The sequence below is a fragment of the Pseudomonas sp. PDM28 genome (assembly GCF_019219115.1).
Classification (GTDB): Bacteria; Pseudomonadota; Gammaproteobacteria; order Pseudomonadales; family Pseudomonadaceae; genus Aquipseudomonas; species Aquipseudomonas laurylsulfatiphila.
Window position 1 is genome coordinate 454120 of the sequence record NZ_JAHUWG010000003.1, and the last position, 24555, is coordinate 478674.

A 24555-nucleotide genomic window follows, 5' to 3' on the forward strand; every position below is an offset into this window, starting at 1 on the left:
CACAACCTCAGCCAAAAGGACGCTCTCATGCTGATTACACTCTGGCTGCGCCTGGGCGCCTTCCTCAGCAGACTGTTGCTGTGGCTGCTGGTTCTCGGCGCGCTTGGCTGGGCATTGGCCACCGCCTGGTTTGCCTGGCAGCAGCGTGGACCGGTGTCGGCGCAGGAGTCGATTGCGGACGGTGAAGCCGCGATGACCCGGGACATCATCCAGACCGCCGTGCGCATCGTCGATCAGCACCGCGAAAGCACCCGCTACCTGCGCGATGCCCACGCCAAGGCCCACGGCTGCGTCAAAGCCGAAGTCCAGGTGTTGCCGGAACTGGCCAGCGAGTTGCGCCAGGGCGTGTTCAGCGAGCCGGGCAAAACCTGGCAAGCGACGATGCGCCTGTCCAATGGCAACGCCTACCCGCAGTTCGACAGCATCCGCGATGCCCGGGGCATGGCGATCAAGCTGTTCGATGTACCGGGCAAACAACTGTTGAGTGATCAGCCGGGGCGAAGCGAACAGGACTTTGTGATGTTCAGCCATCCGAACTTCTTTGTAAGTAACGTGGCCGAATACCGTCAGAACGTCGCCGCCCAGGCCGAGGGTAAAAAAATGATGGCGTTCTTTCCGGGGTGGGATCCGCGTTCGTGGCAGGTTCGCCACCTGTTTATTGCCCTGGCGACGTTGTCCCCTGCGCCATCGAGCCCAACCCGGACGACGTACTTTTCGGTTTCACCCTACAAATTCGGTGAAGCCAATGCGAAATTCCGGGTCATGCCCGATCCGGACAGTTGCCCGGCCTACAACCTGCCGGAACAAAACCGCAAGTTGCCGAACTTCCTGCGCAATGCGCTCAATCAACAGTTGTCGGCCGACCGGGTACCCGCGTGTTTCGTCTTGCAAATCCAGCGACAGGACGCCAACAAGTACATGCCGATTGAAGACACCAGCATTGAATGGCGCGAAAGCGATGCGCCCTTCGAGACGGTGGCGCAGATCAAGGTGCCGGCGCAGGACTTCGATACACCGGCGCTGAACCTGCAATGCGACAACCAGTCATTCAATCCCTGGTTCGGTATCGAGGCACACCGCCCTATCGGCGGCATCAATCGCCTGCGCAAAGCCGTTTATGAAGCTGTCAGCGACTACCGGCACAGCCGCAACGCCGAGCAATAACCGGGCAGACACAAAAAAAGCGATCCCGGGATCGCTTTGAGGACTGGCCAAATGCCAGACAGCAAAAAGCCCGCACAAGGCGGGCTTTCTGTGGTGACCTGGCGTTCAGTGTTCCAGGTTACCGAATATGGCGCAGCGGACGGGACTCGAACCCGCGACCCCCGGCGTGACAGGCCGGTATTCTAACCGACTGAACTACCGCTGCGCGAAACGCTTGAAACGAATGGTGGGTGATGACGGGATCGAACCGCCGACATTCTGCTTGTAAGGCAGACGCTCTCCCAGCTGAGCTAATCACCCTTCGCTTCGTTACGGGACGCATTATGCCACAAGTTTTCGTAATGTGTTGATTTAATTGAAGTTTTTTTCAAATAAATCCGAAAACCGGTAAAACGACACATCCCGCGGGTACAACGTACAAACTTGAGGCAGAAAAAAACCCGCTAGAGCGGGTTTTTCCGTGGTGACCTGGCGTTCAGTGTTCCAGGTTACCGAATATGGCGCAGCGGACGGGACTCGAACCCGCGACCCCCGGCGTGACAGGCCGGTATTCTAACCGACTGAACTACCGCTGCGCTAAACACATGAAACGAATGGTGGGTGATGACGGGATCGAACCGCCGACATTCTGCTTGTAAGGCAGACGCTCTCCCAGCTGAGCTAATCACCCTTCGCTTCGGTGTGGCGCGCATTCTACGGAGCGACCCAACCTCTGGCAAGCACTTTTTTAAATAATTTTCTCAGGCCTTCCAAAGGCTTAGAGAAAGGTTGGCCTATGGCACGGCGAAGACAATAATGCCCCCCTTTGTATAAAGGAGAGACTCACCCCATGTGGTTCAAAAACCTGCTTATCTATCGCCTGACCCAAGATCTGCCTGTTGATGCCGAGGCGTTGGAAACTGCACTGGCCACCAAACTGGCGCGCCCATGTGCAAGCCAGGAGTTGACCACCTACGGTTTCGTCGCGCCGTTCGGCAAAGGCGAAGATGCGCCACTGGTGCACGTCAGCGGTGACTTCCTGCTGGTTTCCGCGCGCAAGGAAGAACGTATTTTGCCGGGCAGCGTCGTACGTGACGCGGTCAAGGAAAAGGTCGAAGAGATCGAAGCCGAGCAAATGCGCAAGGTCTATAAGAAGGAGCGCGATCAGATCAAGGATGAAATCATCCAGGCCTTCCTGCCCCGCGCCTTTATCCGCCGCTCGTCGACCTTCGCCGCCATCGCGCCGAAACAGGGCCTGATCCTGGTCAACTCGGCCAGCCCGAAACGCGCCGAAGATTTGCTGTCGACCCTGCGCGAAGTGATCGGCACCCTGCCGGTGCGTCCGCTGACCGTGAAAATGTCGCCGACCGCGACCATGACCGAGTGGGTCACCACGCAGAAAGCCGCGGACGATTTCTTTGTGCTGGACGAGTGCGAACTGCGCGACACCCACGAAGACGGCGGCATTGTGCGCTGCAAGCGCCAGGACCTGACCAGCGAAGAAATCCAGCTGCACCTGAGCACCGGCAAAGTGGTCACTCAACTGTCCCTGGCCTGGCAGGACAAACTGTCGTTCGTCCTCGACGACAAGATGGTGGTCAAGCGCCTGAAGTTCGAAGACCTGCTGCAAGACCAGGCAGAACAGGACGGTGGCGACGAAGCCCTGGGCCAACTGGACGCCAGCTTCACCCTGATGATGCTGACTTTCGGCGACTTCCTGCCGGCGCTGGTTGAAGCATTGGGTGGGGAAGAGACGCCGCAAGGCATCTAAACCCTTGTGATCTCAAACTGTGGGAGCGGGCTTGCTCGCGAAAGCGGAGTATCAGTCAGTACTTATGTCGACTGACACTCCGCTTTCGCGAGCAAGCCCGCTCCCACATTTGGTTTTGTGGTGCTACTTAATAAAAAGGATCAAGCCATGCGCGCACTGGCTGCATTGAGTCGTTTTGTCGGCAACACCTTCGCCTACTGGGTACTGATTTTCGCCGTCGTGGCGTTCCTGCAGCCAGCATGGTTCATCGGCCTCAAAGGCGCCATCGTGCCGCTGCTGGGGCTGGTGATGTTCGGCATGGGCCTGACCCTCAAACTCGAAGACTTCGCCGAAGTCGCTCGCCATCCCTGGCGCGTGGCCCTGGGCGTGGTTGCCCATTTCGTGATCATGCCGGGCGTGGCGTGGTTGCTCTGCCAGGCGTTCCACTTGCCGCCGGAAATCGCCGTCGGCGTGATTCTGGTCGGCTGTTGCCCAAGCGGCACCTCGTCGAACGTGATGACCTGGCTGGCCCGTGGCGACCTGGCGCTGTCGGTGGCCATCGCCGCCGTCACCACCCTCCTCGCCCCCCTGCTGACGCCGGCGCTGATCTGGCTGCTGGCCTCCGCCTGGTTGCCGGTATCGTTCATGGAGTTGTTCTGGTCGATCCTGCAAGTGGTGCTGTTGCCGATCGTGCTGGGCGTGGTTGCCCAACGGGTGCTCGGCGACAAGGTTCGCCACGCCGTGGATGTGTTGCCGCTGGTATCGGTGGTCAGCATCGTGATCATTGTCACGGCCGTGGTGGCCGCCAGCCAGGCGAAGATTGCCGAATCCGGTCTGTTGATCATGGCCGTGGTCATGCTGCACAACAGCTTTGGCTACCTGCTGGGTTACTTCACCGGGCGCCTGTTCAAGCTGCCTCTGGCCCAGCGCAAGTCCCTGGCCCTGGAAGTCGGCATGCAGAACTCCGGGTTGGGCGCCGCGTTGGCCAGTGCGCACTTCTCGCCGCTGGCGGCAGTGCCCAGTGCATTGTTCAGTGTCTGGCACAACATTTCCGGGGCATTGCTATCCACATATTTCCGCCGCATGAGTGAAAAACAGGATCGGGAAATGCCGGCGCAACAGGTCAGCGACTGACTGGAAAACTTGATCCCCGGGTTAATGCTGGGCACTATATTGCCCATCGCGAGGACGACCTCGCGGCTCGATCGAGTCATTAATCAGGGGACGACCCCGTCAGACGATGGAGGTCTTCATGTCCTGGATCATTCTGTTTTTCGCCGGCCTTTTCGAAGTGGGCTGGGCCGTCGGCCTCAAGTACACCGACGGTTTCACCCGCCCGCTCCCCACTGTATTGACCGTTGCGGCCATGGCTATCAGCCTTGGCTTGCTCGGCCTTGCCATGAAGGAATTGCCGCTGGGCACAGCCTATGCGATCTGGACCGGTGTCGGCGCCGTTGGCACTGTGATCGCCGGGATCATTCTGTTTGGCGAGTCGATGGCGCTGGTGAGGTTGGCGAGTGTGGCGTTGATCATTAGCGGGCTCGTTGGCCTGAAGGTCAGCGCTTAGGCCACTGACCCCATCGCGGGCAAGCCCGCTCCCACAGGTTTCGTGTACTCCCACACATATAGAGCACACCATCAATCCTTGTGGGAGCGGGCTTGCCCGCGATGGGGCCCGCACATACAACCGTTATCTAACTGCCCCGCGCAACTCCCCCACCATCGCCTGCAACTTCAGCGGCTGCGCCACTTCAACCGCCACCGCCGGCCCGGCCACCAACGTCACCCGCGACCACAACCGGCGAAACAGCCCTTTATCCGGATCGCGGCTGAAGAAACTCCCCCACAACCCCTGCAAGGCCAGCGGAATCACCGGTACCGGCGTCTCTTCGAGAATCCGCGTCAGCCCGCCCTTGAACTCTTTGATCTCGCCATCGGCGGTCAATTTGCCTTCGGGGAAGATGCACACCAACTCACCGTCCTTCAGATACCGGGCAATGCGCGTGAAAGCTTGTTCATATATCTGGATGTCTTCCTGGCGCCCGGCAATCGGAATCGTCCCCGCGGTACGGAAGATGAAGTTCAGCACCGGCAGGTTGTAGATCTTGTAATACATCACAAAGCGAATCGGCCGACGTACCGCGCCGCCAATCAGCAAGGCGTCGACGAACGACACGTGGTTGCACACCAACAGCGCCGCGCCTTCATCGGGGATCAGGTCCAGATTGCGGTGCTCCACGCGATACATGGAATGGCTGAGCAGCCAGATCATGAAACGCATGGTGAACTCCGGGACAATCCTGAAGATGTAGGCGTTGACCCCGATGTTCAGCAACGACACGACCAGGAACAATTGCGGGATCGACAGCTTGACCACGCTCAGCAAGACGATCGAGACAATCGCCGACACCACCATGAACAGCGCGTTGAGGATGTTGTTGGCGGCAATCACCCGCGCCCGCTCGTTCTCCGCTGTGCGCGACTGGATCAGCGCGTACAGCGGCACAATGTAGAAACCGCCGAAGACGCCCAGGCCGAGGATGTCGAGCAACACCAGCCAGGTGTGGCCGAAACCGAGGATGTCGATCCAGCCATGGCCGGCGGCGCTGTCCGGAATTCCACCGGAATGCCACCACAGCAGCAGACCGAAGACGGTCAGGCCGAACGATCCGAACGGCACCAGGCCAATCTCGACTTTGCGTCCGGAGAGCTTCTCGCACAGCATCGAACCCAATGCGATGCCGACCGAGAACACCGTCAGAATCAGCGTCACCACGGTTTCGTCGCCGTGCATCCTTTCCTTGGCATAGGCCGGGATCTGCGTCAGATAGATCGCCCCGACAAACCAGAACCATGAATTGCCGACAATCGAGCGTGACACCGCCGGTGTTTGCCCCAGGCCCAGTTTCAATGTGGCCCAGGACTGGCTGAAAATGTTCCAGTTCAGGCGCATTTGCGGCGTGGCGGCCGCCGCCCGGGGAATGCTGCGGCTGGCCAGGTAGCCGAGCACGGCAATGCCGATGATCGCCGTGGACACCACCGGCGCGTAATGCGCCGAAGACATCATGACCCCGGCGCCAATGGTGCCGGCGAGGATCGCCAGGAAGGTGCCCATTTCCACCAGGCCGTTGCCGCCGACCAGTTCTTCCTCACGCAGGGCCTGCGGCAGGATCGAGTACTTCACCGGCCCGAACAGCGCCGAATGGGTGCCCATGGCGAACAGCGCCAGCAGCATCAGCGACAGGTGATCGAACATAAAGCCGACCGCGCCGACCGCCATGATGGCGATTTCCCCAAGCTTGATCAGGCGGATCAACGCGTCCTTGGCGAACTTTTCCCCGAATTGCCCGGCCAGGGCCGAGAACAGGAAAAACGGCAGGATAAACAGCAGCGCACACAGGTTGACCCAGACAGAACGGTCACCCTCGATGGTCAGCTTGTACAAAATCGCCAGGATCAACGACTGCTTGAACACGTTGTCGTTGAATGCCCCAAGCGACTGGGTAATGAAGAACGGCAGGAAGCGCCGGGTACGCAACAAGGTGAACTGTGAGGGGTGACTCATCTTCCATGTGTCCCTGATTATGTAGAGAGTGGCCTGGATACTGTAATTGGAGTATCGAAACTCGATCCAGGCCACACCTTACCTAATCTTTCCCGGTTATTTCTTCAAACCGGCAATGCATGGCGAGACAAACAGTTCGCCACGCCAGGCGCCCAGCACCGTGCGCTTGCCGACGATCAGCCACATCACCGCCAGCAACGCCACCAGCACACAGCCAAACACACTGAAAAACGTCAGGGTCAAGGTACTGGCCAGCTTCAACGTCGCCAGAGAATAGACGCCCAACGGGAAGGTGAAGCCCCACCAGCCCAGATTGAATGGGATGCCGGCACGCAGGTAGCGCACAGTGATCAGCAACGCCATCAGCATCCACCACAGGCCGAAGCCCCACAGGGTGATGCCGGCCACCAGGCCCAGTCCCGCCGCAATCTCACCGACGCCCGGCAAACCGTTGGCCGCGAAAATCAGCGGTGCATCGCCGCCCAGTACCAGCATGCCCAACGCGCCGGTGCCGATCGGGCCAAGGGCCAGCCAGCTCGAGGCGGCCATGTTTTCGTGGGGCAGTTTATGCAGGGCCATGCGCAGCAACAGAATGGTCAGGATGCTGAAGGCCACTGGCAAGGAAAATGCCCAGAGCACGTAGCTGGTCACCAGCACCACCAGTTGCGAGTGAGCGTCGGCCAAATGCGGCGCCAACAGGCCACCACTGACGGCCGCCACTTCTGCCGCGACCACCGGCAACAACCAGACGGCGGTCATCTGGTCGATGCTGTGCTCCTGACGCGTGAACATCATGTAGGGAATCAGCACGCCGCAGGCCAGCGACATCGCCACATCCAGCCACCACAGCGCTTCGGCGAGGTGAATGACACCGTCGCCCCAGCGCGGCAGGCCGAACACCAGGAAGCCGTTGATGATGGTCGCCAGGCCCATCGGGATGGTGCCGAAAAACATCGAGACCGTGGAGTGGCCGAAGATCCGTCGTGCTTCGTCGAAAAACAGTAGCCAACGCGCGGCGTACAGCGCCGTAAACAGCAGGAACAATGCGATGTTGAACAGCCACAAGGCTTCGGCAAAAGCGTGCAAGGCGGGCATGGCGACCGGCAATTGCGCCAGTGCCAACGCCAGCACACCGGTGCCCATGGTGGCCGCGAACCAGTTGGGCGTGAACTGGCGGATCACTTCGCGTGGGTGCTGCAGGTGACTGAACGGTTTGATTCCGGGCTTGATGCTGTTGGCGCATGTCATGGCGAACTCCTGTCCTCTCGTGAGGTAGAGCCCATCTTAGATCCGAATCGAATATCTATATAACGGGTAATATCTCTATATGTTATCTATTACATAGATACTTAATCAGGAACTGGCCTCGCATGCCCTGCCTGAACGCGGGCGCATCAAACCTGCCAAAGCGCCAAGGGCCAGGAGTATCAACACCGCACCATAACCGTCGACGGTCGCCACCAAACCGAGGGTTCGGCTCAGGTTCCCGGCCAGCAGCGATGGCAGGCAGAAGGCGAGATAGCTCAGTGCGTAGTACGTCGACACCAGCCCGGCACGCTCATGGGGCAAGGCCAGCGGCACCAGACTACGCAAGGTGCCAAGAAAACCGGAGCCGAAACCACAGCCTGCGACCAGGGTGCCAAGGAAGAACAGCAGCAGGCTGGCACTGTGTACACCCAGCAAAATCATCACGACACCCGCCGGCATCATGATGGCACCCAATAACAATGACTTGCCGGCGGGTCGGTTGCGCATGCGGTAAATCATCAGCGCACCGGTCAACGTCAAGGCGGCAACGGTGGCCCCGCCGATCATGTTCGAGGTCGAGCCTGTGGCCGTGCGCACCAACGAAGGCGCCAGGGAAGCGTAGAAACCGCCAAGGGCCCATAGGGCAGTATTGAGCGGCAGCACCCGCCACAAAGTCGAGCGCGCCTGCCGCGGTACGTGCAGAGTCGGTCGCAACGAGGCCCAAACCCCGGCCTGCCGCGAGGCGCTTTCCGGCAAGCGCCAGACATACAACGCCTGCATCACAAACAACGCCAGCAGCAGCCAGTACGTCAGGTGCAACGGCGCCGGGGCGAACTCGGCCAACACACCGCAGCCCAGCCCGCCAATGGCCATCCCGGTCAAGGGTGCAACGCTATTGACCAGCGGCCCCCGTTCGCGGTCGGTATCCAGTAGGGTTGCGCCCAGCACCGCGGTAGCCATGCCGGTGGCAAAACCTTGCAGGATTCGGGCACTGATCAGCCAAGTGACGCTGTCGGCGTGAATAAACAGCAGCATCGCCAGGATATTCAGCACCACCGCCGTGAAAATCACCGGCTTGCGCCCCAGGTAATCGGACAACGAACCGACGGTCAGCAACGCCACCAACAGGCTGAGGGCGTACACGCCAAAAATCAGGGTCAGGGTCGCGGCCGAAAACTGCATCTGCTCCTGATACAGGTGATACAGCGGCGTCGGCGCCGTGGAGGCCGCCAGGAAACTGAGCAAGGTAACGGCAAGAAACCACAGGCTGGCACGGTTTGAATGAGAACTGGACATAGGCGGGCTCCACAAAAGCTAAGTTTTTGCTTTTGCGGAGTGTGCTACCGGATCCCTCTTAAAGCAAATTCTTTGTGTTAAGGTCCGAGGCATGGCTTTTACAGGAACCCCAAGATGACAGCTCCCACCTTACGCCCGGGCGGACGCAGCGCGCGGGTACAAGAGTCGATTCATTCGGCCGTGCGTCAACTCCTCGAGGAGCAGGACCGCACCAGCCTGACCGTGCCGCAAATTGCTGCGCGCGCAGGCGTTACACCTTCGACCATCTATCGTCGCTGGGGTGATTTGTCGGCGCTGCTGGCCGACGTCGCCCTCGCCCGCATGCAACCCGACAACGACCCCAACCACACCGGCAGCCTGCGCGGCGATATTCGAGCCTGGGCGGAACAGTACCTGGACGAAATGAGCTCCGAACCTGGTCGCAACATGCTGCGCGACGTACAGGCGGCGCTCAAGCCAAGTTATTGCGCGACGATCATTGGCGGGCAGTTGCAGACGATCCTTGACCGTTTTCCCAACGAGCCCGTGCCGGGTGTCGATCGGCTGATCAACCTGATCGCCGCCCCCATCGTTTTCCGCATTCTGTTTTCCGAGGCCGCACTGGAGGTTGAAGAGCTGCATCGGTTGATCGAGATTGCATTCAGTCAGTGAGGCCCCCATCGCGAGCAAGCTCGCTCCCACAGGGGGCGGCGAACACAGGACAAATGTGGGAGCGAGCTTGCTCGCGATGAGGCCACTCCAGACACTGCAAATCCCCTGCGACACCCCGCCACGCCACGACCTTGGTCGACACTGACTAACGCTGGCGGTCGTGCGAGACTGTCTGTCCGGGCGGGATGCCCGGAAGTCTTTTGTCTGGAGTCCCCATGTCGCTGTCCACCGGGCTGATTGCCGCCGTCGCCCTGGCCTATATGGCCATCATGTTCGCCATCGCCTTCTATGGCGACCGTCGCAGCGCGCCCTTGCCGCCGCGTGTGCGCGCCTGGGTGTACAGCCTGTCGCTGGCGGTCTATTGCACCAGCTGGACGTTCTTCGGCGCCGTGGGCCAGGCCGCCGAACAGCTCTGGTCGTTCCTGCCGATCTACCTCGGGCCGATCCTGTTGCTGGTCGGTGCGCCGTGGGTCCTGCAGAAAATGGTGATGATCAGCAAACAGGAGAACATCACCTCGATCGCCGACTTCATCGCCGCGCGCTATGGCAAATCCCAGTCACTGGCGGTGGTGGTGGCGCTGATTTGCCTGGTCGGCGTGCTGCCCTATATCGCGCTGCAACTCAAGGGCATTGTGCTCGGCGTGAACCTGCTGATCGGCGCCGGCGCCGACGCCATGGGCACCCGGGCCCAGGACACCGCGTTGATCGTGTCGCTGGTGCTGGCGCTGTTCACCATCGTCTTCGGTACCCGCAACCTCGACGCCACGGAGCACCACCGCGGCATGGTGCTGGCCATTGCCTTCGAATCATTGGTCAAGCTGTTCGCGTTTCTCGCGGTCGGCGCGTTCGTGACCTACGGCCTGTACGACGGTTTCGACGACCTGTTCGACCAGGCCATGCTGGCGCCGCGTCTCGAACAGTACTGGAAGGAAACCATCAACTGGCCGTCGATGGTGGTGCAGACCGGTGTGGCGATGATGGCGATCATTTGCTTGCCGCGGCAGTTCCACGTGACCGTTGTCGAGAACATCGATCCCCAGGATCTGCGCCTGGCCAAGTGGGTATTCCCGGCCTACCTCGCCCTGGCTGCCTTGTTTGTCGTGCCGATCGCCCTGGCCGGCCAGATGCTGCTGCCCAGCTCGGTGTTGCCGGACTCGTTCGTCATCAGCTTGCCCCTGGCGCAGGCGCATCCGGCGCTGGCCCTGCTGGCGTTTATCGGTGGCGCATCGGCGGCCACCGGCATGGTGATCGTGGCCAGCGTGGCGCTGTCGACCATGGTGTCCAACGACATGCTGCTGCCCTGGCTGCTGCGTCGCAACAACGCCGAGCGCCCGTTCGAAGTGTTCCGCCAGTGGATGTTGTCGGTGCGCCGCGTCAGCATCGTGGTCATTCTGCTGCTGGCCTATGTCAGTTACCGGCTGCTGGGCTCGACCGCCAGCCTGGCGACCATCGGCCAGATCGCCTTTGCCGCCGTGACCCAACTGGCCCCCGCCATGCTCGGTGCGCTGTACTGGAAACAGGCCAACCGCCGCGGTGTTTTCGCCGGCCTCGCCGCAGGCACCTTCCTGTGGTTCTACACCCTGATCCTGCCGATTGCCGCCCTCAGCCTCGGCGTTTCCTTGAGCACATTCCCGGGGCTGGCGTGGTTGCACAGCAATCCACTGAACCTGCCGATTACACCCCTGACCCAAGGCGTGGTGCTGTCGCTGGCTGGCAACTTCACGCTCTTCGCCTGGGTCTCGGTACTGTCGCGCACCCGGGTTTCCGAGCACTGGCAGGCGGGCCGCTTCATCGGCCAGGAAATCAGTGCCCGCCCCAGCGCACGCTCGATGCTGGCGGTGCAGATCGACGACCTGCTGCAACTGGCGGCGCGCTTCGTCGGCGAAGAACGCGCCCGTCAAAGTTTTATCCGCTTTGCCTATCGCCAGGGCAAAGGCTTCAACCCGAACCAGAACGCCGACGGTGAATGGATCGCCCATACTGAACGCCTGCTGGCGGGTGTGCTGGGTGCCTCTTCGACCCGCGCGGTGGTCAAAGCCGCCATCGAAGGCCGGGAGATGCAACTGGAAGACGTCGTGCGCATCGCCGACGAAGCCTCGGAGGTGCTGCAATTCAACCGCGCCTTGCTGCAAGGCGCCATCGAGAACATCACCCAGGGCATCAGCGTGGTCGACCAGTCGCTGAAACTGGTGGCCTGGAACCGTCGCTACCTGGAGTTGTTCAACTACCCGGACGGCTTGATCAGTGTCGGTCGGCCAATCGCCGACATCATTCGCCACAATGCCGAGCGTGGCCTGTGCGGCCCCGGCGAAGCCGAAGTTCACGTCGCGCGTCGCCTGCACTGGATGCGCCAGGGCCGCGCGCATACCTCCGAGCGCCTGTTCCCCAACGGCCGGGTCATCGAGCTGATCGGCAACCCGATGCCGGGCGGCGGCTTCGTCATGAGTTTCACCGACATCACCGCGTTCCGCGAAGCCGAGCAGGCGCTGACCGAAGCCAACGAAGGCCTGGAGCAACGGGTCACCGAACGGACCCACGAACTGTCCCAGCTCAACATCGCCCTGACCGAAGCCAAGGGCATCGCCGAGGCGGCCAACCAGTCCAAGACCCGTTTCCTCGCGGCCGTCAGCCATGACCTGATGCAACCGCTGAACGCGGCACGCCTGTTCTCCGCCGCCCTCTCCCATCAGGAAGATGGACTCTCCGGCGAAGCGCAGAAACTGGTCGGGCACCTGGACAGCTCGCTGCGCTCGGCCGAGGATCTGATCAGCGACCTGCTGGACATCTCCCGCCTGGAGAACGGCAAGATCAACCCGAATCGCCAGCCGTTCGCGCTCAACGAACTGTTCGTCACCCTCGGTGCAGAGTTCAAGGTGCTGGCGCAGGAACAAGGCCTGGAGTTCCGCGTTCGCGGCAGCACGCTGCGGGTCGACAGCGACATGAAGCTGCTGCGGCGAATTTTGCAGAACTTCCTGACCAATGCGTTTCGCTACGGCAAAGGGCCGGTACTACTGGGCGTTCGCCGGCACAAGGAAGCATTGAGCCTGGAAGTCTGGGACCGCGGGCCGGGTATTCCGGAAGATAAACAACAGGTGATTTTCGAAGAGTTCAAGCGCCTCGACAGCCACCAGACACGGGCCGAAAAAGGCCTCGGCCTGGGGTTGGCCATTGCCGACGGGCTATGTCGCGTGCTCGGTCATACCTTGCGCGTGCGCTCCTGGCCGGGACGCGGCAGCGTGTTCAGCGTCAGCGTGCCGCTGGCCCCGGCGCAAACCGCAGCGCCGGTCAAAGTCGCCGAACTCAATGGCAAATTGCTCAATGGCGCACAGGTGCTGTGCATCGATAATGAGGACAGCATCCTGATCGGCATGAACAGCTTGCTCAGCCGCTGGGGTTGCCAGGTCTGGACCGCACGCAATCGCGAGGAATGCGCAACGCTGCTGGGCGAAGGCATGCGCCCGCAATTGGCACTGGTGGATTACCACCTCGATCACGGCGAAACCGGAACCGACCTGATGGCCTGGTTGCGTACGCAAATGGGCGAGCCGGTTCCTGGTGTGGTGATCAGCGCCGATGGCCGGCCGGAGACGGTCGACAAGGTGCATGCAGCAGGGCTGGATTACCTGGCCAAACCGGTGAAACCGGCGGCGTTGCGGGCGTTGTTGAGTCGGTATTTGCCGCTGTAGCGAGGTTTAACACAGCCTCCTGTGGCGAGGGGGCTCGCCCCCGTTCGGCTGCGCAGCAGTCGTCTGTCCGGTTTGGGGCCGCTACGCAGCCCAACGGGGGCAAGCCCCCTCGCCACAGGGTCCACGCTCGACCTAGGGCTACTCCGGCAATTCGACCAACCCATCGACATCGGTCATCGCCCGCTCCAGCAAATCCGCCGGCAGGCTCTTGCTCGCCCGTGCACCCAACAGCTTGAGTTGCTCACTGCGGCTGACCAGGTTGCCACGCCCCTCTGTCAGCTTGTTGCGTGCCGAACTGTAGGCCTTGTCCAGTTGCTGCAGGCGATTGCCGACCTCGTCCAGATCCTGAATGAACAGCACGAACTTGTCGTACAGCCACCCGGCCCGCTCGGCGATTTCCCGGGCGTTCTGGCTCTGGCGTTCCTGTTTCCACAGGCTGTCGATGACACGCAGGGTCGCCAGTAACGTCGTGGGGCTGACGATCACGATGTTGCGGTCGAATGCCTCCTGAAACAGTGTCGGCTCAGCTTGCAACGCGGCAGAAAACGCCGCCTCGATCGGCACGAAGAGCAACACGAAATCCAGGCTGTGCAAGCCATCGAGGCGCTTGTAATCCTTGCCGGCCAGGCCTTTGACGTGATTGCGCAATGAAAGCACGTGCTGCTTGATGGCGATCTGGCCGATGGCCTCGTCCTCAGCCGCGACGTATTGCTGATAGGCCGTCAGGCTGACCTTGGAGTCGACCACCACCTGCTTGTCGCCCGGTAGATAGATGATCACGTCCGGCTGGAAGCGTTCGCCGTCCGGTCCCTTGAGATTGACCTGGGTCTGGTACTCGCGGCCCTTCTCCAGCCCTGCATGCTCGAGCACACGCTCAAGGATCAGTTCGCCCCAATTGCCCTGGGTCTTCTGCCCTTTCAAGGCGCGGGTCAGGTTGGTGGCTTCGTCGCTCAAGCGCAAGTTCAGCTGTTGCAGGCGCTCCAGTTCCTTGGCCAGGGAAAAACGCTCACGGGCCTCGTTCTGATAGCTTTCCTCGACACGCTTTTCGAAGGACTGGATGCGCTCCTTGAGCGGATCGAGCAACTGCCCCAGGCGCTGCTGGCTGGTTTCTGCAAAACGCTGCTCGCGCTCATCGAAAATCTTCCCCGCCAACTCGGCAAACTGCGCGCGCAATTCGTCCCGCGAACCTTGCAGGTCGTCAAGGCGTTGCTGGTGGCTGTCCTGTTGTTCGCGCAATTCGGCGTTGAGTGACGCGGCCTGGGCATCCAGACGGCGCAGTTCGGCGTCTTTGCCGGCGCGTTCGATATTCCACGCATGGGCCGCATCCCGGGCGTCGTCGCGCTCGATCTGCAGCAGTTCGACTTCACGACGCAATGCAGCCAGATCAGCCTGCTTGGCGGAATTGGCCTGGGTCAGATCAGCGATTTCATCACGACTGGACTCCAGTTGTGCATTCAAGCCGTCCTGCGCCAGTTGCGCCATGGCCAGGCGTTCCTGCAGCAGTGCAACGTCTGACTGCGTGGTGCTGGCCCGACGCTGAAGTTGCCAGGCCAATACCAGCAACGGCAACCCTGCCGCTGCCAGACCCAGCAATACGCTGGTCAAGTCCATTGCCATAGCCACTCCTGCCATTCGGATAAAGCCTGAAGGTTAACCAAGGCGTCCGGTCTTGGACAGCTCAGTCTTCGATCAGCCCCAGTTCCTGTTGAGCGCGGCGATCGCCAGCCCGAGCGGCCTGACGCAGCAGGTCCTGACCGATACGGCGGTCCCGGGCATTCCCGCATTCGCGGCACATCAACTGGCCAAGGCGACTTTGCGCAGCCACCACGCCCTCACGGGCCGGTTGCTTGAGCAGACGTCCGGCAATGTGTTTGACGTTAGGGTTTTCGCCCAGGTGCGGACTGTCCAACAGCCACTCTGCCACGCGCATGGAAAAGCGCTTGGTAGGGGCAACAGAGGGTGGTGTGGAGGTAGAGGAAACAGGAGCTGAGCGAAACTTCATAAAGCACTGTGGGGCAGATCGGAAGGCGCGCAACTTTACTCTCTTTTTCTTACAGGTAAAGCTGAAAATGTCCCGGCACGCCCGTCCTAGAGCAAGCGCTCGGGACAATCCACAGAAGCTGTGGATAACTCAGTGGACAACCGCCCTTGAACCCGCTCAAAGCCCTGTGGAATGGGGTTCGCAGTCAAACTGACGATTTTTTCACCAGTAAAAAAAAGCGATGTTTTTCATTGACTTAAATTTTGGTTACAGGCAGCCATTGCGCTTGAACCTGAGATGACAGCGGGGTGACAGACTCTGCAACTAATGTGCACAAGTGCCTTTGCGACGGTTATATCAACGCACTTTTTCGGCGCGTTTTTTTGTCGTGCCTGGGGATAAGCCCTGGCAAACCCGGTGTTTAGACGGCTGCGATGCTACCAACGTCGATGACCGATGGTCGGATTTTGTTGTGCTACAGGGCCTATCCATCGGAGGCAGCGCCGCTTCATACGCTGGTCTGCAAGGTAAAACAGCCCGACCGAGCCCTGTCGGGGAGTCCTTTTTTGCTAACACACTTCCCTTATCAAGTTCAATCCGTTAGTATCCGCGGCGTTAGTACCAAGCTGAAAGTCAATTCTGGTCGAACAAATCCCCCCGGTCAGCCTTCCCGAAGGAAGCCTCCACCGAACAAGCGGGATCGACCACCTCGATGGTTTCCAGGTAAATCTTGCGCCGACACAACCTTTGAATCGAAAGCAAAGGGTGTTGCTCCGCCTGCCTACTCTGCTCGAACCAACCTGCAAATTGATCAGGATCTTCACCCCGGGCCCAGAACCTTTGCCCTCGATGTGTTGCCTGCCCTCCTAAGTACCTACCTGCCAGCCCAAGCGCGCCAACTTATCAGCGCTTCAAACTGGCTGCTTTGTTCCAGTCGGGTTCTTCGTTCGATCAATGGTGATCGACGTTACTGGAACGTTTTAACGTTGCACGGTTCTTATCCGTGTCATTTGTAGGAACACCAATAATGTCTACTCAAATCCACACTCAGGATGCCATTCGCACCCTAACCAACGCTTTTGCACCAATGAACTGCCTGATCATGGCCGCTCGCAAAGGCTGCTTCAGCTTCACCCTGGTCAACGAACACGGCATCGCTCGTCACAGCGAACGCCTGTACCCCGATCAATACTCCAGCGCCGAACCGCTGCAGGCCGTGATCGAGCGTACCCGTCAGGCCCTGGTTGCCTGAAACGCCAGAAAGGCTGAAAAACCCGAAAGCCCTGCCCGAAAAGCAGGGCTTTTTATTGCCCGATGTTTCCCCGCACTCGAACCACGACTAAGCACGATCCGATATAAGGGTTATAACTGGTCGCTGGAAATATTTTAAAAACAGTCCTTTACAGCGCGAATATGACACTACACTTCAACTCAAGCGGCTTGACCCGCTTGCGGCGAGCCTGAACCGATTTACAGCTGCCAAGCCCCCCCTTCAGGTATCGCCGTCCAATTCAGGTTTCGAGGGTTTTATGGGTATCGCTGCCAGCGAACTGTGCCGCTATGTAATTCGTCCGACATTGATCTACCTCGGACGCCATAGCGCTACTGCCGAATCCCTGCTGCTGGGCATTGCCGCCAGCCAGTCAGCCCTTGGTTCCGCCCTGCATGACCGCCGTGGGCACGGCCTGTACCGCATCGCCGAGCCCCGCCACCAGGCACTTTGGGACCATTACCTGGCCCTTGATCCGGAGCGTGCAAGCCTGGTCCGCGGCCTGGCCAGCCAGCATGCGTTTCTGAGCGGCCCGCACCTCGAGTTGACCGTCAACCTGCGTTACGCCACAGCCATCGCCTGGCTGCTGGTGGAGGAACAGAATACCCCCCTCCCCTCCCCTGATGATTTGTTGGGCATGGCCAGGATCTGGCGCCAGACATTTCATCCCCAAGGGCGTCTGCGTGATTTCACCAGCGCCTGGCAAACCTGTGTTTCACCTCTGAATCAGGTAGCCTGCTGACTCTTCTGGATCCAAACATCGCGTAACAGGTGGTGATTTTGGTCTGATTGTCCTACAAAACAGCTCTAAATCAAGGCATACAGCCTATGGCGCCAGGACGAAAATGTTGGTAATTTTCGCCCCGGTGATCACCAGGAGTTCTAATAATGAAAAAAGTAATGCTCAAAACCACCCTTAGCCTCGCCGTTACCCTGGCATCCACCCAGCTCTTTGCAAGTGGCTTTGCCCTCAACGAACAAAGCATCAGCGGGATGGGGACAGGTTTTGCCGGGCGATCTTCCTCTGCCGACGACGCATCCACCATTGCTGGCAACCCTGCCGGCATGTCCCGCATCAAGCGCGAACAAGTGACCGGCGGTGTTGCATTCATCGACGCGCACACTGACATCAGTGACGCCAGCTCCCGTCCGAACGGCGGTACCAACAAAGGTGACATGGTCCCTTTCATGGGCGTGCCGATGGGTTACTACGTCAAACCAATCGACGACCACTGGGCATTCGGTATCGGCGTGTACGCACCATTCGGTCTGGTCACCGACTACGAAAACAACTTTGCCGGCCGCTACTTCGGCAGCAAGAGCGAAGTTAGAATCGTCACCCTGCAACCGACTGTCAGCTACGCCTTCAACGACAAGGTCTCCATCGGTTTCGGCCCGACCATCAACCGCATCGACGGCACCCTGGAATCGAACCTGTCGATCACCCAGTCCCAGCCAGATGGCAAGGTCAAGATCGAAGGTGACGACACCGCGCTGGGCTACAACATCGGCGTGCTGGTTCAAGCCACCGACAGCACGCGCGTCGGCCTGACCTACCACTCGAAAGTGAAGTACAAGCTCGACGGCAACACCAAGGTCAACTACAACGTGCTGGGCTTGATCGGCCAGAACCCGAACCAGAAATACGACGCTTCGCTGGACCTGACCACACCTGAATCGGTGGACTTCTCGGTCACTCACCAGCTCGACGACAAGTGGACTCTGTACGCAGGCAGCACTTGGACCCGCTGGAGCCGCCTGAAAGAAATCACCGTTGAAAACAAAGGTGTTCCGGCCGTTCTGAATGGCCAGTTCGGTACCATCACCGAAGAACAGAACTGGCACGACACCTGGGCTCACGCCATCGGCGCGTCCTACCAGCTGAACAAGCAATGGGTACTGCGTACCGGTCTGTCCGTTGACCAGGCACCGACCAACAACGTTGACCGCTCTCCGCGCATCCCGACGGGCGATCGCAAGATTTTCAGCGTGGGCGCCGGCTGGAGTCCGACCGACGACCTGACCATCGACCTGGCGTATTCGTACCTGCGCGAAGAGTCGGTCAAGGTCAACAACAGCAACGACCGTGGCCAGAACTACAACGCCAAGTATGAAAACTACGCGAACGGTTTCGGCCTCGGTGCAACCTACCGCTTCTGATGATTCCCGGCGATCCTGAACCGCTCGCCACCGGACTCAAAAAAGCCCCGCTCTCTTCACTGAGGCGGGGCTTTTCATTTGTAGGAGCGAGCATGCTCGCAATGGACGCGAACGGTGACGCGTGCTTACTGGATGAACGAAGCGCCTTGAGGCGAGCAAGCTCGCCCCTGCGAGTCAGGGTGCAGAAGCAAGCGGTGCCGAAGCCAGGGCCTTTTCTACCGCGGCGATGAACTCGGGATCATCCGGCTTGGTCAAGCTGGAGAAGCTGGCGATCACCTTGCCCTGGCGATCCACCACATACTTGTAGAAATTCCACTTTGGCGCACCGGTTTGACGGGCGAGGACTTTGAACAAGTGTGTCGCATCGTCGCCTCGAACCTTCTGCGGTTCAGTCATGGCGAAGGTCACGCCGTAGTTGGCGTAGCAGACTTTCGCCGTCTCGGCGCTGTCTTTGGACTCCTGCTTGAAGTCGTTTGACGGCACGCCGAGTATTTCCAGCCCTTGCCCCTTGTAGCGCTGATTGAGTGCCTCAAGGCCCTCGAACTGCGGTGCGAAGCCGCAGAAACTGGCGGTGTTGACCACCACCAGCGGTTTATCGGCGTAACGCTGGCACAGGTCGATGGACTCCTTGGCCCGCAACTTCGGCAGCGAGCCCTGCAGCACCTCCGGGCAGTCAGCGGCCCAAGCCAGCCCGGACAACGTCATCAGCAACGCGGGAACAGCACACCAGCGCTTGAGCATCTCGAGCATCCTTGATAATTCGTCAAAAGCGACGTTACTCGCCCTCGCCGCTCACTAGCAAGCACCCATGCCCAACTGCATCAGCGCCAGCCCGCCCTGATGCCAGCCCCACCACGACAACGCCAGCAACAAGGCGCAGACGGCGGCTACAGCGATCCGTGGCCAAAGGCTGTTCATGTCGCACTCATTTGTGTTTGCAGGCGCGCCACCGGCCGTTCACGCACCGGCCAGTTGAGGGCGGCGGCCAACAGGCTGAGGAGAATTGCCACTTGCCAGATCAAGTCATAACTCCCGGTTCGGTCATACACCACCCCGCCCAGCCAGCCGCCCAGAAACGAACCGAGCTGGTGAAACAGGAAAACAATCCCGCCGAGCATGGACAGGTTTCGCACGCCAAACAAGGTCGCCACCGTACCGTTGGTCAACGGCACCGTCGACAGCCACAGGAAGCCCATGGCCATGCCGAACAGGTAGGCCGTGGTGGTGGTCACCGGTGCCCACAGGAACAACGCAATGACCACCGCCCGCAACAAATACAAACCGGTGAGCAAACGCGGCTTGGACATGCGCCCGCCGAGCCACCCGGCGGTATAGGTGCCGAAAATGTTGAACAGGCCAATCAGCGCCAGCACCGTGGTGCCGACCGTAGCCGGTAGATGCTGGTCCACCAGGTAGGCCGGCAAGTGCACACCGATGAACACCACCTGGAATCCACAGACAAAAAAGCCGAACGCCAGCAGCCAGAATCCGGAATGCGAGCAGGCTTCGCGCAGTGCTTCGCCAAGGGTTTGTTCGTGGCCCAGGACGGGCAACGGTTTGTCCTTGAGCATGCTCACCAGCGGTACGATCAGCGCCACCAGCAAGCCCAGCGCGAGCAACGCCGCAGACCAGCCAAGCCATCCGATCAAACCGAGCGTACCAGGCAACATCGCGAACTGGCCGAACGAGCCTGCAGCACTGGCGATCCCCATGCCCATGCTGCGCTTTTCCGGCGGTACTGCGCGGCCGACCACCCCCAGAATCACCGAGAACGACGTGCCGGACAGCCCGATGCCGATCAACAGGCCGGCGCTCAGGGACAGGGTCACTGCCGAATCGGAGAGCCCCATGCAAATCAGCCCCGCTGCGTACAGGACGCCACCGATCAGTACCACTTTCGCCGCGCCGAAGCGGTCGGCCAGCGCACCGGTGAATGGCTGGGCGAGGCCCCAGATCAGGTTCTGCAAGGCGATGGCGAAGGCAAAGACTTCACGACCCCAGCCGAACTCGGCACTCATCGGCGCCAGAAACAGCCCGAAGCCATGTCGAACCCCCAGAGACAACGCAAGGATCAGCGCACTCCCCAACAGAACCCAACCGCACGTACGCCACATCGATGTCATTGTTGTTCTCCGGTAGCGGGTATATACCCGCTTATGTTCGGAAAAACCGGCATCACGCCAGTTCGTCCAGCAGCTTCAATAAGGTTTCGCGCTTCTCGGCACCCAGGCGATCGATCAAGCGCTGCTGCGCGGCCTCCCAGGCCGGCAAGGCAGCCTTGAGACGCTCCGCCCCGGCCTCGGTCAGCAGGACGATGCGGTTACGCATGTCCTCGCCCTCGACCAGCGTCACCAGGCCGTCACCCTCCAGCACCCGCAAATTGCGCCCCAAGGTGCTGCGATCCAGGCCCATGGCCTCGGCCAGGGTTGAAATGCTCGGCTGATCCAGACGCTGCAGATTGCACAGCAAAGAATACTGCGCAACGTTGATCCCGAAGCCGTCGAGAGCGCCGTCGTAATGCCTGCTGACGCCACGGGCGGCGCGACGCAGGTTGATGCATAAACATTGGGAATCGAGCATGGTGCGTGTATATACCCGTGAGTCGGTTAAATCAAGTTACATGGTTCTTTCAATGACTGAGCGGCGCCTGGTAGACCGCCATCGCGAGCAAGCTCGCTCCCACAGTGATTTTCGGTGTGCCCACCATTTTGTCAACAAAACAGAAACCCTGTGGGAACGGGCTTGCCCGCGAAGAGGCCAGAACAGTCACCATCACTGCGCTCAGACTAATGCCAATCCAACCAACACCCCAACCTCCAGCAACTCCAGCATTGCCCCTGCCGTATCGCCCGTCGTTCCACCGAGCCGCCGCAGCATCACCTGCCGCAACCAGAAAAACCCGAGAACCGCCAACACCACCGCCACCACACCACTCAGACCGGCAATCAAAACACAAGCCAGTGCACTGCCAGCCAACACCCACCTGCCCGCCACACGCGGAAGATGATCGGCCAAGGCCTGCCCCAGGCCACCGGCACGCACATAGGGTGTGGTCAGGAACAAGCCGAGCAAGGCGCTGCGACCGATCAACGGCACGATGATCAAGGCCAGCGAATGCGGCTGTTCGATCAACGCCAACAGCGCAGTGAACTTGAGCAACAACACCAGCACCAGCGTCACCACAGCGATCGGCCCGCTGCGCGGGTCTTTCATGATGGTCAGCGTACGCTCACGGTCGCCAAAACCGCCGAGCCAGGCGTCGGCGCTGTCCGCCAGACCATCGAGATGCAACCCGCCGCTGAGCAGCACCCAAACACTCAGCAACAACGCCGCGTGCAGCAACGCCGGCGCACCCTGCAACAGCCAGCTCACTGCCCACAGAATCACGCCAAAGAGCAATCCCACCAACGGATAAAACAGCAGTGACCGCCCCAGTTCCCCAGGCTCAGGCATGCCGGGCAGGCGAATCGGCAGGCTGCTGAGAAATTGCAGGGCGATCCAGAATGGCAACATGGTCAGAGCACTTCCCTCAACAAACCAGCGGACTCCATCGTCAGCGAAAACAGTGCGCCATGCCCGACCTCAACGTTGAGCAGCTGCTCTCGCGGCAGCCCGCGAGCTTGTGCCAGCAACAGGCGCATCACCCCGCCGTGGCTGATCAGCAGAATGCGCTCACCGGCACAGGTCGCGTGCAAACGCTCCAGCGCTGCCAGCACACGTGTCGAAAAGTCTGCAACCGGCTCGCCCTGAGGCGGCGTGAACGAGTAAGGATCGGCCCAGAACAAGCCCAGCGCCTGCGCGTCGGTTTCCATCAACGCCGCCGCGCTCTGTCCTTCCCAGGCACCGAAATGCAACTCTTGCAGGTCTTTATCCAATTGCACCGGCACATCCAGTTGCGCACCGAGTTCCTCGGCAAACCGCGCACAACGCTGCAACGGCGAACTGACCAACCGGTCCCATGGCCCCTGCCCGACCACGGCGGCGCGCATCTGCGCCCAGCCCGTGTCGGTCAAGGCATCATCGATGCTGCCGCGCAAGCCACCGCCAAATTCGGTTTCACCGTGTCGCAACAGATCCACGCGCAGGGTCATGCCGGACGATCTGCCACGGAGGCTTCGGCGAAGGTCGCCATCTGCCCGTGCAGGTCGCACGCCAGACGCAACAGCGGCACAGCCAATGCCGCGCCACTGCCTTCGCCAAGCCGCAGACCAAGATCGAGCAAGGGTTGCGCATCCAAGGTTTCCAGCACATGACGATGTCCCGGCTCGGCGCCGCGATGACCGAACATCAGCCACTGACGGCATTCAGGATTCAAGCGCACCGCAACCAGCGCAGCGACACTGCAGATGAAGCCGTCCACCAGCACCGCGACACCTTCTTGAGCACAGGCGAGATAGGCACCGACCAGCGCGGCAATCTCGAAGCCACCGAGGTTGAACAGGGTCTGCAAGGCATCGCCACGCTGTGCACCATGCAATGCCAGGGCGCGCTCGATCACCTGGGCTTTGTGGCTCACACCTTCGGCGTTGAGCCCGGTGCCAGGCCCGGTCAAATGGCCCACCGGGCAATCGAGCAAGGCACAGGCCAGGGCGCTGGCGGCGGTGGTGTTGCCAATGCCCATTTCGCCACCGATGAACAACTGCGCACCGCTGGCAATCGCCCGCTGCACGCTGTCACGGCCTGCCTGCAAAGCGAGTTGTCCCTGGGCTTCGGTCATGGCTGGCCCCTGTACGAAATTCGCCGTGCCCGGGCCGACGTTCAGGTGACGCACACCCGGCAGGTTCAGCGACGGCGTCACCGTGCCAAGGTCAACCACCTCAAGGGAAGCGCCCAGTTGCCGCGCCAACACGCTGATCGCCGCACCACCGCTGACGAAGTTGAGCAGCATCTGCCAGGTGACTTCCTGGGGAAAGGCCGACACGCCCTCGGCGACGACGCCATGGTCGCCGGCAAATATCGCGATCCACACCTGTTCCAGACTCGGCTTGACCCGCCCCTGCAATCCCGCCAGTTGCACCGCCACCGATTCCAGCTGACCGAGGGAGCCGGCCGGTTTTGTCAGTTGCTGTTGCCGCGCCAGTGCCTGTTCGAGCGCTTGGGTATCGACCGGCCGGCACGGGTTCAGCCACCAGGATTGAGTCATAACGCAGTTCCTTTCAGAGTCAGGGGCAGGCCGGCGACGGTCAGGACGACACGCTGACAGCGCTCAGCCAGAGCTTGATGCAGCCAACCGGCTTCATCGACATAGCGGCGAGTCAACTCGCCCAGCGGCACGACACCCATTCCGGTCTCGTTGCTGACAAAAATAATTTCACCCGGCAGCGACGCCAGGCAGTCCAGCAGGGCATCACGCTCGGCGGCCAGGCGCCCGGCATCGTCGAGCATCAGCAGGTTGGTCAGCCACAGGGTCAGGCAATCCACCAGCAGGCAGTGGTCGGCACGGGCGCTTTCACGCAGTACCCGGGCCAGTTCCAGGGGTTCTTCAATCAGTGCCCATTCGGCAGGACGACGGGCACGGTGATGGGCGACCCGCTCGCTCATTTCGCCATCCAGTGGTTGGCTGGTGGCGATGTAGGTGACGGTCAGGGCGCTGTCGATGGCGAGTTTTTCAGCCAGGCGACTCTTGCCGGAGCGGGCGCCGCCGAGGATCAGTTGGAGCATTGCTTATTCCTTAAAATCTTCGGGGAGGCGACGGCCCTCATCGCGAGCAAGCTCGCTCCCACAATTGATCCAGGCTGAACATAAATTTTGAGTACACCTCGTAGCCTGTGGGAGCGAGCTTGCTCGCGATGGGGCCGCAACAGC

22 protein-coding genes and 4 tRNA genes are annotated in these 24555 nt (G+C 60.6%); 9 read left to right on the forward strand and 17 right to left on the reverse strand.

Features of this window, described 5'->3' with window-relative positions; translation table 11 throughout:
* The first annotated feature begins 27 nt into the window (after positions 1-27).
* Positions 28-1164, forward strand: coding sequence for a catalase family protein (locus KW841_RS08515; protein ID WP_218475215.1), 1137 nt, complete (start codon positions 28-30; stop codon positions 1162-1164).
* 128 nt (positions 1165-1292) lie between these two features.
* On the opposite strand, the gene KW841_RS08520 is transcribed toward KW841_RS08515, so the two are convergent.
* The 4 genes from KW841_RS08520 to KW841_RS08535 form a co-directional block, all read right to left on the reverse strand.
* A tRNA-Asp gene (locus KW841_RS08520) sits at positions 1293-1369 on the reverse strand.
* A 19-nt stretch (positions 1370-1388) separates the two neighbouring features.
* Positions 1389-1464, reverse strand: a tRNA-Val gene (locus KW841_RS08525).
* Positions 1465-1662: 198 nt separating this feature from the next.
* Positions 1663-1739 (reverse strand) — tRNA-Asp (locus KW841_RS08530).
* Positions 1740-1758: 19 nt separating this feature from the next.
* Positions 1759-1834 (reverse strand) — tRNA-Val (locus KW841_RS08535).
* Positions 1835-1993: 159 nt separating this feature from the next.
* Between KW841_RS08535 and rdgC the strand changes: the two genes are divergently transcribed.
* The 3 genes from rdgC (at position 1994) to sugE (ending at position 4460) form a co-directional block, all read left to right on the forward strand.
* Complete coding sequence (gene rdgC / locus KW841_RS08540; protein WP_007969735.1) at positions 1994-2914, forward strand: recombination-associated protein RdgC; 921 nt, start codon at positions 1994-1996, stop codon at positions 2912-2914.
* A gap of 147 nt (positions 2915-3061) precedes the next feature.
* Positions 3062-4027 (forward strand): bile acid:sodium symporter family protein, encoded by a 966-nt coding sequence (locus tag KW841_RS08545; RefSeq protein ID WP_218475217.1) that lies wholly within the window; start codon positions 3062-3064, stop codon positions 4025-4027.
* A 118-nt stretch (positions 4028-4145) separates the two neighbouring features.
* Positions 4146-4460 (forward strand): quaternary ammonium compound efflux SMR transporter SugE, encoded by a 315-nt coding sequence (sugE, locus tag KW841_RS08550; RefSeq protein ID WP_007977599.1) that lies wholly within the window; start codon positions 4146-4148, stop codon positions 4458-4460.
* Between the two features lie 123 nt (positions 4461-4583).
* Here sugE and KW841_RS08555 read toward each other — a convergent pair whose 3' ends face one another.
* From KW841_RS08555 to KW841_RS08565, 3 genes are all read right to left on the reverse strand, one after another.
* Positions 4584-6458 carry an MFS transporter gene (locus KW841_RS08555; RefSeq protein WP_218475219.1) on the reverse strand — a complete coding sequence of 625 codons (1875 nt, stop codon included), beginning with the start codon at positions 6456-6458 and terminating at the stop codon, positions 4584-4586.
* 96 nt (positions 6459-6554) lie between these two features.
* The gene (locus tag KW841_RS08560) at positions 6555-7706 is read right to left on the reverse strand and encodes a TDT family transporter (RefSeq protein WP_218475221.1); all 1152 of its coding nucleotides are present in this window, start codon (positions 7704-7706) and stop codon (positions 6555-6557) included.
* Positions 7707-7811: 105 nt separating this feature from the next.
* Positions 7812-9002: an MFS transporter gene (locus KW841_RS08565; protein ID WP_218475223.1), complete on the reverse strand. Its 1191-nt coding sequence runs from the start codon at positions 9000-9002 to the stop codon at positions 7812-7814.
* A gap of 114 nt (positions 9003-9116) precedes the next feature.
* Here KW841_RS08565 and KW841_RS08570 point away from each other — a divergent pair, with 114 nt between their 5' ends.
* Together KW841_RS08570 and KW841_RS08575 are read left to right on the forward strand one after the other, a co-directional pair.
* The gene (locus KW841_RS08570) at positions 9117-9653 is read left to right on the forward strand and encodes a TetR/AcrR family transcriptional regulator (protein WP_218475226.1); all 537 of its coding nucleotides are present in this window, start codon (positions 9117-9119) and stop codon (positions 9651-9653) included.
* Between the two features lie 215 nt (positions 9654-9868).
* Entirely contained in the window at positions 9869-13339 is a 3471-nt protein-coding gene (locus KW841_RS08575) for a PAS domain-containing hybrid sensor histidine kinase/response regulator (RefSeq protein WP_218475230.1), read from the forward strand.
* A gap of 138 nt (positions 13340-13477) precedes the next feature.
* Here KW841_RS08575 and rmuC read toward each other — a convergent pair whose 3' ends face one another.
* Both rmuC and KW841_RS08585 read right to left on the reverse strand, forming a co-directional pair.
* Entirely contained in the window at positions 13478-14842 is a 1365-nt protein-coding gene (gene rmuC / locus KW841_RS08580; protein WP_167399541.1) for a DNA recombination protein RmuC, read from the reverse strand.
* A gap of 175 nt (positions 14843-15017) precedes the next feature.
* Positions 15018-15341: a sel1 repeat family protein gene (locus KW841_RS08585; RefSeq protein WP_015096151.1), complete on the reverse strand. Its 324-nt coding sequence runs from the start codon at positions 15339-15341 to the stop codon at positions 15018-15020.
* A gap of 1006 nt (positions 15342-16347) precedes the next feature.
* Between KW841_RS08585 and KW841_RS08590 the strand changes: the two genes are divergently transcribed.
* The 3 genes from KW841_RS08590 (at position 16348) to KW841_RS08600 (ending at position 18750) form a co-directional block, all read left to right on the forward strand.
* Positions 16348-16572 (forward strand): hypothetical protein, encoded by a 225-nt coding sequence (locus tag KW841_RS08590; protein ID WP_007898912.1) that lies wholly within the window; start codon positions 16348-16350, stop codon positions 16570-16572.
* A 277-nt stretch (positions 16573-16849) separates the two neighbouring features.
* Positions 16850-17332: a hypothetical protein gene (locus tag KW841_RS08595; protein ID WP_007977587.1), complete on the forward strand. Its 483-nt coding sequence runs from the start codon at positions 16850-16852 to the stop codon at positions 17330-17332.
* A 146-nt stretch (positions 17333-17478) separates the two neighbouring features.
* On the forward strand, positions 17479-18750 hold the full coding sequence (locus tag KW841_RS08600) for an OmpP1/FadL family transporter (RefSeq protein WP_218475232.1): 1272 nt from the start codon (positions 17479-17481) through the stop codon (positions 18748-18750).
* Between the two features lie 174 nt (positions 18751-18924).
* Here the strand turns inward: KW841_RS08600 and KW841_RS08605 are convergent, their stop codons facing one another.
* The 8 genes from KW841_RS08605 to cobU form a co-directional block, all read right to left on the reverse strand.
* Positions 18925-19491: a glutathione peroxidase gene (locus tag KW841_RS08605; RefSeq protein ID WP_218475234.1), complete on the reverse strand. Its 567-nt coding sequence runs from the start codon at positions 19489-19491 to the stop codon at positions 18925-18927.
* Between the two features lie 54 nt (positions 19492-19545).
* Positions 19546-19668 carry a hypothetical protein gene (locus KW841_RS29635; protein WP_007977581.1) on the reverse strand — a complete coding sequence of 41 codons (123 nt, stop codon included), beginning with the start codon at positions 19666-19668 and terminating at the stop codon, positions 19546-19548.
* Positions 19665-20873, reverse strand: a complete 1209-nt coding sequence (locus KW841_RS08610; protein ID WP_015096156.1) for an MFS transporter — start codon at positions 20871-20873, stop codon at positions 19665-19667. The genes KW841_RS29635 and KW841_RS08610 overlap by 4 nt, the downstream gene beginning before the upstream one ends.
* Before the next feature lie 52 nt (positions 20874-20925).
* Positions 20926-21330, reverse strand: a complete 405-nt coding sequence (locus KW841_RS08615) for a MarR family winged helix-turn-helix transcriptional regulator (protein ID WP_046037619.1) — start codon at positions 21328-21330, stop codon at positions 20926-20928.
* A 201-nt stretch (positions 21331-21531) separates the two neighbouring features.
* Positions 21532-22263, reverse strand: coding sequence for an adenosylcobinamide-GDP ribazoletransferase (locus tag KW841_RS08620; RefSeq protein ID WP_218475236.1), 732 nt, complete (start codon positions 22261-22263; stop codon positions 21532-21534).
* Positions 22264-22265: 2 nt separating this feature from the next.
* The gene (gene cobC / locus KW841_RS08625) at positions 22266-22841 is read right to left on the reverse strand and encodes an alpha-ribazole phosphatase family protein (protein WP_218475238.1); all 576 of its coding nucleotides are present in this window, start codon (positions 22839-22841) and stop codon (positions 22266-22268) included.
* Positions 22838-23893 (reverse strand): nicotinate-nucleotide--dimethylbenzimidazole phosphoribosyltransferase, encoded by a 1056-nt coding sequence (gene cobT / locus KW841_RS08630; RefSeq protein WP_218475240.1) that lies wholly within the window; start codon positions 23891-23893, stop codon positions 22838-22840. Before cobT ends, cobC begins: the two co-directional genes overlap by 4 nt.
* Positions 23890-24411 carry a bifunctional adenosylcobinamide kinase/adenosylcobinamide-phosphate guanylyltransferase gene (cobU, locus tag KW841_RS08635; protein ID WP_218475245.1) on the reverse strand — a complete coding sequence of 174 codons (522 nt, stop codon included), beginning with the start codon at positions 24409-24411 and terminating at the stop codon, positions 23890-23892. The genes cobT and cobU overlap by 4 nt, the downstream gene beginning before the upstream one ends.
* Between the last annotated feature and the right edge of the window lie 144 nt (positions 24412-24555).